The sequence below is a fragment of the Candidatus Hydrogenedens sp. genome (genome assembly GCA_035378955.1).
Classification (GTDB): Bacteria; Hydrogenedentota; Hydrogenedentia; order Hydrogenedentales; family Hydrogenedentaceae; genus Hydrogenedens.
Map to the genome: position 1 here is coordinate 1 of DAOSUS010000105.1, position 9433 is coordinate 9433.

Consider the following 9433-nt stretch of genomic DNA (forward strand, 5'->3'; position numbering starts at 1 on the left):
ATTGCAAGTAGTGCCAGAACCGAAATGAATAGGTTTTCTAACCACTTTATTTTGTATAATGGTTTTAAATTTATTAGCATTCTTTTTTAAGATATAAGTTATAATTATTCAGTGAAAGAAATATATCCCTATTCGGATTATGTTTTAATTAAAAAAGCAATACTTAAAAAATACAAAGATTACTTTTGATGTTTTTTATACATAATTGGTTAATATAAAGTGAAAAGTCAAATTGATTTTGTTATCATTCCTACAAATTTTAGAAAGAGGTTTTTATGAATGTTTTATTAGTATCTCTTCAGAAAAATTTCAGTATTATAAGTTTAAAACTATTACATGAAATTCTCCGTAGGGAGGGCTTTAATTCTAATATTTTGTATGTACAAGGATTTCCCGAGGATTCTAAAAGTCTTGATTCATTAAAAGGATATATAAAAGACTTTTCACCCAGTTGGGTAGGAATAAGTTTAACTTCATCAGAATATAAATATGCCAAAAATTTTACCTTATTTCTGAAGAAAAATTTTGATTTCCCCGTAATATGGGGAGGAGTTGAACCTACGGTAACACCAGAACATGGCTTGCCTTATGCTGATTATGTTTGCATAGGAGAGGGTGAAAAAGCGGTGTTAGATATTTCTAACGCAATTAAGAATGGTGGAAAATTAGAAACGATAAATAATCTGGCATATAAGGATGGAAATGACATTCATATTAATCCATTAAATCCTCTTTTAGAGTCTATGGATGAATTACCTCATATCCCTCGTGTCTCTAAAAACTCCTTTTTCTTACATAAAGGAAAAGTAGTGGAACTTACTCATGAGTTAGTGCGAAAAAACAGTGTGCTTCATGCCAGCATATATAGAGTAATAAATTCACGCGGGTGTCCCATGCGTTGCACCTTTTGTGTGAATTCTTTCTATTACGATTTATACCCCAAATATCATTTTCGAACTGCATCGCCTGAACATATTATCGAAGGAATAGTGCGAGGGATACAGGAACCCTTACCAGTAGCGGTGATTTCTTTTTTAGATGAAAACTTTTTTGCACGAAAAAAAGAAGATTTGGATAAGTTTTTTAAATTATATAAAGAACGAGTGAACATTCCTTACATTATTTATTCTTCTCCTAATCTTATTACCGACGAAAATTTAGAAAAAGCAATGGATACAGGCTTGAGAGGAATACAAATCGGTTTGCAAAGTGGAAGTGAAAAAGTCTGTAAAGAGATATATAAAAGACCTATTTCTGTAAAGAAATTTTTAGATAGTGTTGAACGGGTTAAGAAATATGGCTTAATACCCAATATTGATGTTATTTGTGATAATCCTTATGAAACATTAGAAGATGATTTGGCAACGATTAATGTTTTATGTAAAATCCCGAAGCCTTACTTTTTCTATCTCCTTTCGTTGACCTTTTTTGAAGGGATACCGCTTCGCAAACGAGTGGAAAAAGAGAAGCCCGAAATATTAAACGACCCTCATGAAAAAGATATCTTAATTACAAAACCCAGTGTAGTAAATAAGTTAAAACATTTGGCTGGAATCTTCCCCTCCCGAATTGTCTTATCCCTTAGTAAGTGGTATAAGAAAAATCCAGAATCTAAAACATTAAAACTTCTTGTTGGAATATGTTTCTGGTTTGCTTTAATTTTTGTTCAACCCTTTATATTTCTCTGGATATTGTTTTTATTTAGCAAAAAGTCAATAAAGCAAATGTTGAAATATCTCTATTACTTTGTTGACTTTCGTATTTTCAAAACATTCAATTTCTGGAGAACTTCAAAAGATACAGCCCAAACTTAACTAACTATTCTATTATACACACCCCATTAATAAAATTTTAAAAAGGACCATTTTCTATAATTTGCCCTCTCTCTCCTTTTTACCTTTCCTTTTTATAAGATATTAAAAAAATATATCTATTATATTTTTTATGTAATTTTTCTGTTATTATATATTCATTAATTATTAACAAATAAGGATATGAGAAAGGGATAAAAATGAAAAGAAAAAATTTTTTCCATAGGAATTGGGTAAGATTTACTTGTTTATTTGTTTCCTTGTTTTTTATGACCGCTTTTGCTTACTCACAGGTTCGTGTGGCTATTATTACAGGGGGGCATGGTTATGATAAGGAACCCTTTGAAGCCATGTGGACAAGCATTACCGAAATGAAACCTACTTATTTTGATTATGGTGTCAAAAAGTGTGAATTTTTTGATAAAGACCATTCTGACGAGTTTGATACTATTGTATTTTACAATTTCCATCAGAAAATTACCCCTAAACAGCAGCAAAACTTTTTAAAAATGTTGGAGAAAGGCAAGAGAATTATTGTTATGCATCATGCTATTTCAGCGTTTCCAGAATGGAACGAATTTAATAAGATTATTGGAGCAAAATATTTTTCAGAAGATATGGAATGGGAAGGCAAGAAATATGAACGGTCTAAATATAAACACGATGTAAAAATTCCGGTCCATGTTGCAGACAAAAACCACCCGATTACTCAAGGAGTAGAAGATTTTGAAGAGATAGATGAAACATACAGCGGGTATTACATAGCTCCTGAGGTTCATGTATTATTAACAACCAATTGTCCAGAAAATACACCATTTATAGCCTGGGTAAATAAATACAATAATTCAGAAATATTCTTTGTGCAATTGGGACACGGTCCCCAAATATTTGCTAATGAGCAATTCCGTAAACTTATTAGCAACGCAATTAAATGGGCATCTGGAAAAAACAATTAATGTTAATAGAGGAAATTAAAATGATGAAAAGAACTGTTATGCTATTCACCCTAATAATTTTATCAGGTAGTTTGGTGTCTTTTGCTGAAAACTCTCCATTTTTTAAAGAGTTTTTTGCTATGGATACTGCAACCCGAGATGCTGAACATGCAACACCTGATTTACAGGTATCTTTTGCTAAAGAATTAGGTTTTACGAGTATCAGTTGGACAGGTTTTGACCAGATGGCAGAACTTAAAAATGCTCTGCAATCTAACGGGTTAAAATTATATGCGGTTTATTTCTGGGGAACAATAGAGAAGGAAGGTTTCCAGATTCAGCCGGGCTTGACAGATATTTTGGAAATAATGAAAGGTAACGAATATTTCCTTTGGTTGACTATAAATAGCCAGACATGGAAATCCAACGAAACGGAATCATATCAACAAGCCCTTGCTCTTATTCGCAATGTAGCAGACCAGGCATTACCTTATGGTGTAAAAGTAGCCTTATATCCTCATGCCGGATGCTGGCTCGATAAAACAGAACAAGCCTATCAATTAGCACAAGATTCGGGAAAACCCAATGTGGGTATTTCTTTTAATCTCTGTCATTGGTTAAAGGTGGATGGCCCTGAAACAAATCTGGACCTTTTAATTCGTAAAGTAAAACCTAAATTATTCGTAGTTACTTTAAATGGAGCAGAACCGCCAGGTGATTGGGATAAATTAATTCAGCCTCTGGATAAAGGTACTTATGACTTGAAACCTTTATTAAAAACCTTAAAATCTATCGGATACACAGGCCCCATTGGTTTACAAGGCTATGGTATACAAGAACCCGTAAAAGAGCATTTACCCCGCTCTATGAAAGTCTGGAAAGAACTCGTAACAGCCCTTTCAAACTACGAACCTATTCACATCTCCACGGATGACTTAAATGCTTTTCGTGAACCTGTAGGAACATGGTATAGTGGTGCCGATGCTATGATAGACCCACAAAACGAAGCACTCCTTACTTCCTTACCCGGTGTTGGTGTGCTTATCAATGGAAAAGATGGTAAGACAAATCATCTTATTACAAAAGAGGAATGGGGTGATGTTGAATTGCACATAGAATTCATGGTGCCGAAAGGGTCTAATTCTGGCGTGTATTTCCAGGGCAGATATGAAATTCAAGTATTGGACAGTTGGGGTGTGGCAGAACCTAAACACAGCGATTGCGGAGGAATATATCAACGGTGGCATGAAGAACCAGGTATTCCCGATGACCAGCGAGGATATGAAGGGAGACCCCCTCGTGTCAATGCGTCCCGTCCTCCCGGTATATGGCAAAGTTTTGATATAATTTTCAAAGCACCAAAATTTGATGCAGAAGGGAAAAAGATTGCTAATGCTCAATTTGTCCGTGTTATTCACAATGGTATCGTAGTGCATGAAAATCAAGAATTATCCGGTCCAACACGAGCATCTTTATTTAATGATGAAGCCTCTAAAGGCCCCTTAATGTTGCAAGGAGACCACGGTCCTGTGGCATATAGAAATATTTGGATTAGACCTTTAACAGACAAAGAATAAATTATATTATAAGGAGATTTTGTATGGGGACCAGTAATAAAAAACAAACAGTATCAAGACGCAGTTTCATAAAAACATCTGCGCTGCTTGCTTCTTTTCCATTAATTCCTAGCTTTTCCCTTTTTGGCAAAGACCCGAAGCCCTCTGAAAAAGTAGGAGTTGCTTTTATCGGTACTGGAGAACGAGGAAGGTATTTAATGAATGCCTTGATGACAGTTAAAGAGGCTCGGATTCTCGCTTTGTGTGATGTTCGGAAAGAAGATTTAAATGAGGCTAATGATGTTGTCCGAAAGAAATTCAAAGATGTATCCCTTTATAGAGACTTTCATGAAGTCTTAGCTCGTTCGGATATTGATGCGGTAGTCATTGCGACCAATGACCACTGGCATGGTATTCTTTCCGTTCTCGCAGCAGAAGCAGGGAAAGATATGTATGTTGAAAAACCGTTGTGCATTTCTATCCAAGATGATTTGAAAGTCCGAGAGACAATAAAAAAACATAACCGTATTTTCCAGTTTGGAACTCAACAGCGTTCTAATGATGATTTTCGATTTGCTTGCGAATTGGTTCGAAATGGCTACATTGGTGAACTGAAGAAAATCCGTGTTGCAGTACCCGGTGGTATTGTGGGTCCTACCTGTGGAGAAGAGCCCATTCCCTCCTTCGAAGACTTCAATTATGAAATGTGGTTGGGTCCAGCCCCTACAGTCCCATTTTGCAAAGCAAGAACTGTAAGACCCAACTGGTTTCACATTGCAGATTATGCTATGGGCTTTATTGGCGGTTGGGGCATTCATCATGTTGACATTGCCCAATGGGGACACGGCAATGATGAAACATCAGGTCCAATTGAATATGAAGGAAAAGGTGAATTTCCCAAAGAAGGTATTTGCGATTGTGCGATGGCATGGGATGTCCAGATGAAATATGCAGATGGCGTTATTGTTCATTTTACTAACGAACAAACAGAGAAAAAAGAACCCAACCTGAACCCCACAGGAATAACCTTCGAAGGCACAGAAGGGACTGTTTATGTAAATCGTGAAACACTTCAGGCGAAACCCGAAAAATTATTGGATATTAAATTAAAACCGACAGATGTCCATCTATATCAAAGCAAGCATCACTTGAAAAACTTTATTGAATGTGTCCAAACACGCAGACAAACAATAGCCAATATTGATGTTGCAGTTCGTTCCAACGCTCTGTGCTTACTGAGTGATATTGCTATTCGAACTCAGAAAATTATCCGTTGGGACCCAGAAAAAGAAATCATTACCGACCCGTTACCTTTACCCGATAATGTTCAACAACTCATCCACCGTCCCAAAAAGCAACCCTGGAATATAATTTAAAAACAATACTATGTCCAACAATATCCTGAAAATTGAGTGGGAACGGCTTGTTTCAGAAGAAGAGACTTGCCCAAGATGTCATGCGACAGAAACAGAGTTAGAAAAGGCAATTTTACATTTACAATCATTGCTCAATCCTTCAGGGATACAGATTGTTTTAGAAAAGAGAACAATTACACCAGAGCAATTTAAGGAAAATCCACTTCAATCCAATAGGATTATCATCAATGGAAGGTTATTAGAAGACTATTTACATGCCCATACAGGAAAAAGCCCATGTTGTAGTGTTTGCGGACCTAATGATTGCAGAACCGTTATTTTGAATGGTAAAGAAATCTACGAATCCATACCTGCAGAACTAATTATCAAAGCAAGTCTAATGGCTGTTTCTAATCGGTAATATCATCGAACTATTTTCATTCCTTTGACTATGGACAACACCCTGTTAACAAGATAGAAGTAAGATATGTTGTTATAAGGGAAAATCTAGTTTTGGGATACGGTTTTATTTTTTAGTTTTTCGGAGACTGTATTTGAAATTGTTTCCGCTTCCGTATTTTTATTTTGCTTTCTTAGAAATTGAACATAATTTAGCCCGAGAAGCCGAAATAGTTCCTCCTGTTTCGGGTCTGATAAGTCGGATGAGGAAGATATATTTTGCCATGCTTGCTGAAAATATTGCTCTGCAGTTGCGGTATCTCCCTGAGTGTTCTTTATCTGTGCTAAAAGCCATTGTGCTTCTGAAAGAACGCTTTTATTTTCCGTATTTTGCCCTGTGATTTCTTCTAATTTTTTTGTTACCCATTCCGTTAAGCCTTTTGACATAAGAGAATCAAGATGGTTTTTTAACACCTCTAATTTTTTTTCCTGTGAAGATAAATTATCCATTAATTTATTCAAAGGTTCTTCCACATTACTTTCCGGAGTTTGCTGATTGCCTGGTATAGACTGTAACAGTTGTTCTAAATCTTTGGAAATATCTGCTTCCACCGGTTTTTTTTCGGATTCACTTCCTTCTATTGCACCCTCTACTGCATTAGTCCCATTTTTATCATCATCTTTTCCTAATTGTGCTGAATAAATTTTATTTATTTCAGCAGTATCTCCTTTCTGTTCTTCTTCATCGGTATTCCCAAATGTATCCTCTCTCTTTTTGCTTACAAGCAGGAGTGGTTTTTCTCTCGTTTTTCCCGGAGCCGCAGAAAATCTTTTTTGTGTAGATTTTTCTTTGATAGGAGAATAGCCCGAAGATAAAAACGCTACTGCAGCAAAAGTAGTAATTATCAATACAGTTGTAATAGCAACAATCCATATCTCTTGCTTATTCATAAACAACCCTAATTTTATATTTCCATTAATTATACCCCAAATAAACATTAATAGACAGCAAATCCTAATTCTTTTAACGATTGTATTCCCTGTTTCACTTCCTCTACAGATTTCATTAATGCAATTTTATTTTCATCGGAAAGGGGTATCTCAACAATCTTTTCCACACCTTTTGCCCCCAAAATACAGGGCAATCCCACAAATACTCCCGATATACTGTATTCCCCTTGTGTATATACTGCACAGGGAAGTAATGCCTTCTCATCTTTCAAAATAGCCTGAACCATTCTCGCGGAGCTTGCTGCCGGTGCATAATAAGCACTACCTGTCTTTAAAAGAGACACAATTTCCGCTCCGCCTTTTCTTGTCCTATCAACAATCTGTTCCAATCGTTCTGACGAAATGAGTTCTTTTACAGAAATCCCGTCAACGGTTGTATATTCCGGTATAGGTACCATCAAGTCCCCATGCGAACCCAATACCATCGCATTTACCTGCTTCTGACTAACACCAAGTTCTTCCGCAATGAAGGAACACATCCTCGCACTGTCCAGACAACCTGCCATTCCCATTATCTTTGCAGGAGGATGATTTAATAAATGAAAAGCCAATTGCACCATTATATCCAGAGGATTGGTTATAACAATTACAATGGCTTCGGGAGCCAATCGCTTTATGTAATCACATATATTAGCAATAATCTTTCCATTCTTTTCCAACAAATCAAGGCGACTCATACCCGGTTTTCGCGGGAAACCTGCGGAAATAACAATAACATCCGCATCCTTCATATCCGAAAAATCATTACTACCTTTTATCGAAACGCTATATCCACGGACTATACCAGCCTGCATTAAATCTAACGCTTTCCCCTGAGGCAATCCTTCTACAATATCCAATAACAACACATCACCCAACTCCATCTCTGCACAATACTGAGCAAAAGTAGCTCCAACATTTCCTGCCCCAATAGATACAATTTTAGGTCGGCTAAATTTACTATGAAACATAATCTACTCCTTATTACTTTTTAATGAAAAGAAATTAAAAATTGTCTATCGTTTTTCCGGGAAAAAATGCACCTCTACCATAGCACACAAAGCATGCCATATAGGCTGATGCCCTTCCTGAATTACTTTGGTGCTATTGCCGGGTGTCTTAATACAAACATGACTATATTGAGCCATAAGTCCACCAGAAGGACCTGTCAACCCAATAACTATGCCATTATTTGCTCTTGCTATACTGATGGCATATAAACAATTTTTGGCATTGCCCGATGTAGAGATGGCAAGCAAAACATCCCCCGATTTTATCAACACACTCAATTCCTGTGCAAAAGCAATATCACGCAATGGGCAATCATTTTCAATGGCTGTTTTCAAGGCACTGTTCATCCCTAATGGAATGGCTCGTAATCCCGCTTCAAGATATTTTCCGAGTTCCTCTCCGGCGAATTCATGGGTTAATTTCTCCAAAACCGATTTATCTATAGGTCGTTTCCGTTCAAAACTTTTAACCAATTCCCCTGCAATATGCAGAGCATCTGCATAAGAGCCACCATTGCCACAGGTAAACAAAGTGCCACCCTTAGAAAAACAATTGACCAGAATTTCATGTGTCCTTAAAATGTCATCGGCACATATTTTGAGGTCGGGTCGGCGACTTAATAAATCATCAAAAATTTCCTGTTCAAGTGGAGATAAATACATATAAAAAATCCTTATATTTGTGGACAGAATTGAAAAACGACATAATTATAACAATTCAGAGAATGAAAAAGGGAAATCCATAAAGTTTCAACTATTTATAAACTCTTTCAGGATTGTCACAAGTTTTAATAAAAGCAAGTGAAGTTGACAAAAAGAAAAGACATTTGATAAAATAATTCTTCCCTGAAGGACAGAAATAATTCGCTGGCGTAGCTCAGCAGGTAGAGCAGCTGACTTGTAATCAGCAGGTCGGGGGTTCGATTCCCTTCGCCAGCTCCATGAAATTGAATATATAATTTTGTGGTGGGCTGCCCGAGTGGTTAAAGGGGACGGGCTGTAAACCCGTTGGCTAACGCCTACGTTGGTTCGAATCCAGCGCCCACCACCAATTTGAGATAAAACGCCTAATAGCGTTTATAATATATACTCGTTTGCGGGAGTAGCTCAGTTGGTAGAGCGTCAGCCTTCCAAGCTGAGGGTCACGGGTTCGAATCCCGCCTCCCGCTCCATGTTTTGCCCACGTAGCTCAGTCGGTAGAGCACTTCCATGGTAAGGAAGGGGTCACCAGTTCAATTCTGGTCGTGGGCTCCATTAGTTATAAAGATTATGTAAATAAGTAAATTAAAATTTAACAAAAAAACATAACCCAAAAAGAAGGAATACAGCGATGTCGAAACAGAAATTTGAGCGGAAGAAGCCGCATGTGAACATTGG

The 9433-nt window shown here is 36.9% G+C and carries 8 protein-coding genes and 4 tRNA genes; 9 read left to right on the forward strand and 3 right to left on the reverse strand.

The features are described 5' to 3' along the window. The first annotated feature begins 275 nt into the window (after nucleotides 1–275). From PLA12_13745 to PLA12_13765, 5 genes are all read left to right on the forward strand, one after another. Nucleotides 276–1814 carry a radical SAM protein gene (locus PLA12_13745; GenBank protein HOQ33556.1) on the forward strand — a complete coding sequence of 513 codons (1539 nt, stop codon included), beginning with the start codon at nucleotides 276–278 and terminating at the stop codon, nucleotides 1812–1814. A 197-nt stretch (nucleotides 1815–2011) separates the two neighbouring features. Beyond that, the gene (locus PLA12_13750) at nucleotides 2012–2767 is read left to right on the forward strand and encodes a ThuA domain-containing protein (protein ID HOQ33557.1); all 756 of its coding nucleotides are present in this window, start codon (nucleotides 2012–2014) and stop codon (nucleotides 2765–2767) included. A gap of 20 nt (nucleotides 2768–2787) precedes the next feature. Further along, nucleotides 2788–4323: a DUF1080 domain-containing protein gene (locus tag PLA12_13755; GenBank protein HOQ33558.1), complete on the forward strand. Its 1536-nt coding sequence runs from the start codon at nucleotides 2788–2790 to the stop codon at nucleotides 4321–4323. A gap of 23 nt (nucleotides 4324–4346) precedes the next feature. Beyond that, entirely contained in the window at nucleotides 4347–5678 is a 1332-nt protein-coding gene (locus tag PLA12_13760) for a Gfo/Idh/MocA family oxidoreductase (GenBank protein ID HOQ33559.1), read from the forward strand. Between the two features lie 10 nt (nucleotides 5679–5688). Then, entirely contained in the window at nucleotides 5689–6078 is a 390-nt protein-coding gene (locus PLA12_13765; protein ID HOQ33560.1) for a DUF2703 domain-containing protein, read from the forward strand. Nucleotides 6079–6164: 86 nt separating this feature from the next. Here PLA12_13765 and PLA12_13770 read toward each other — a convergent pair whose 3' ends face one another. Genes PLA12_13770 through PLA12_13780 form a run of 3 tightly spaced genes read right to left on the reverse strand, consistent with a single transcriptional unit; the run spans nucleotide 6165 to nucleotide 8719 of the window. Next, nucleotides 6165–7007 (reverse strand): hypothetical protein, encoded by an 843-nt coding sequence (locus PLA12_13770; GenBank protein ID HOQ33561.1) that lies wholly within the window; start codon nucleotides 7005–7007, stop codon nucleotides 6165–6167. 47 nt (nucleotides 7008–7054) lie between these two features. Next, entirely contained in the window at nucleotides 7055–8017 is a 963-nt protein-coding gene (gene mdh / locus PLA12_13775) for a malate dehydrogenase (protein ID HOQ33562.1), read from the reverse strand. A gap of 45 nt (nucleotides 8018–8062) precedes the next feature. Then, complete coding sequence (locus PLA12_13780; protein HOQ33563.1) at nucleotides 8063–8719, reverse strand: SIS domain-containing protein; 657 nt, start codon at nucleotides 8717–8719, stop codon at nucleotides 8063–8065. A gap of 203 nt (nucleotides 8720–8922) precedes the next feature. Between PLA12_13780 and PLA12_13785 the strand changes: the two genes are divergently transcribed. From PLA12_13785 to PLA12_13800, 4 genes are all read left to right on the forward strand, one after another. Then, nucleotides 8923–8998 (forward strand) — tRNA-Thr (locus PLA12_13785). Nucleotides 8999–9021: 23 nt separating this feature from the next. Beyond that, nucleotides 9022–9107: transfer RNA gene (locus PLA12_13790), tRNA-Tyr, on the forward strand. 45 nt (nucleotides 9108–9152) lie between these two features. Further along, nucleotides 9153–9228: transfer RNA gene (locus tag PLA12_13795), tRNA-Gly, on the forward strand. A gap of 6 nt (nucleotides 9229–9234) precedes the next feature. After that, a tRNA-Thr gene (locus PLA12_13800) sits at nucleotides 9235–9310 on the forward strand. Nucleotides 9311–9433: the final 123 nt, after the last annotated feature.

Bases quoted from the DNA above. Each gene is read 5' to 3' on its own strand.
- PLA12_13745 (HOQ33556.1), top strand. From the start codon at position 276: ATGAATGTTTTATTAGTATCTCTTCAGAAAAATTTCAGTATTATAAGT.
- PLA12_13760 (HOQ33559.1), top strand. From the start codon at position 4,347: ATGGGGACCAGTAATAAAAAACAAACAGTATCAAGACGCAGTTTCATA.
- PLA12_13770 (HOQ33561.1), bottom strand. From the start codon at position 7,007: ATGAATAAGCAAGAGATATGGATTGTTGCTATTACAACTGTATTGATA.
- PLA12_13750 (HOQ33557.1), top strand. From the start codon at position 2,012: ATGAAAAGAAAAAATTTTTTCCATAGGAATTGGGTAAGATTTACTTGT.
- PLA12_13765 (HOQ33560.1), top strand. From the start codon at position 5,689: ATGTCCAACAATATCCTGAAAATTGAGTGGGAACGGCTTGTTTCAGAA.
- PLA12_13780 (HOQ33563.1), bottom strand. From the start codon at position 8,719: ATGTATTTATCTCCACTTGAACAGGAAATTTTTGATGATTTATTAAGT.
- mdh (HOQ33562.1), bottom strand. From the start codon at position 8,017: ATGTTTCATAGTAAATTTAGCCGACCTAAAATTGTATCTATTGGGGCA.
- PLA12_13755 (HOQ33558.1), top strand. From the start codon at position 2,788: ATGATGAAAAGAACTGTTATGCTATTCACCCTAATAATTTTATCAGGT.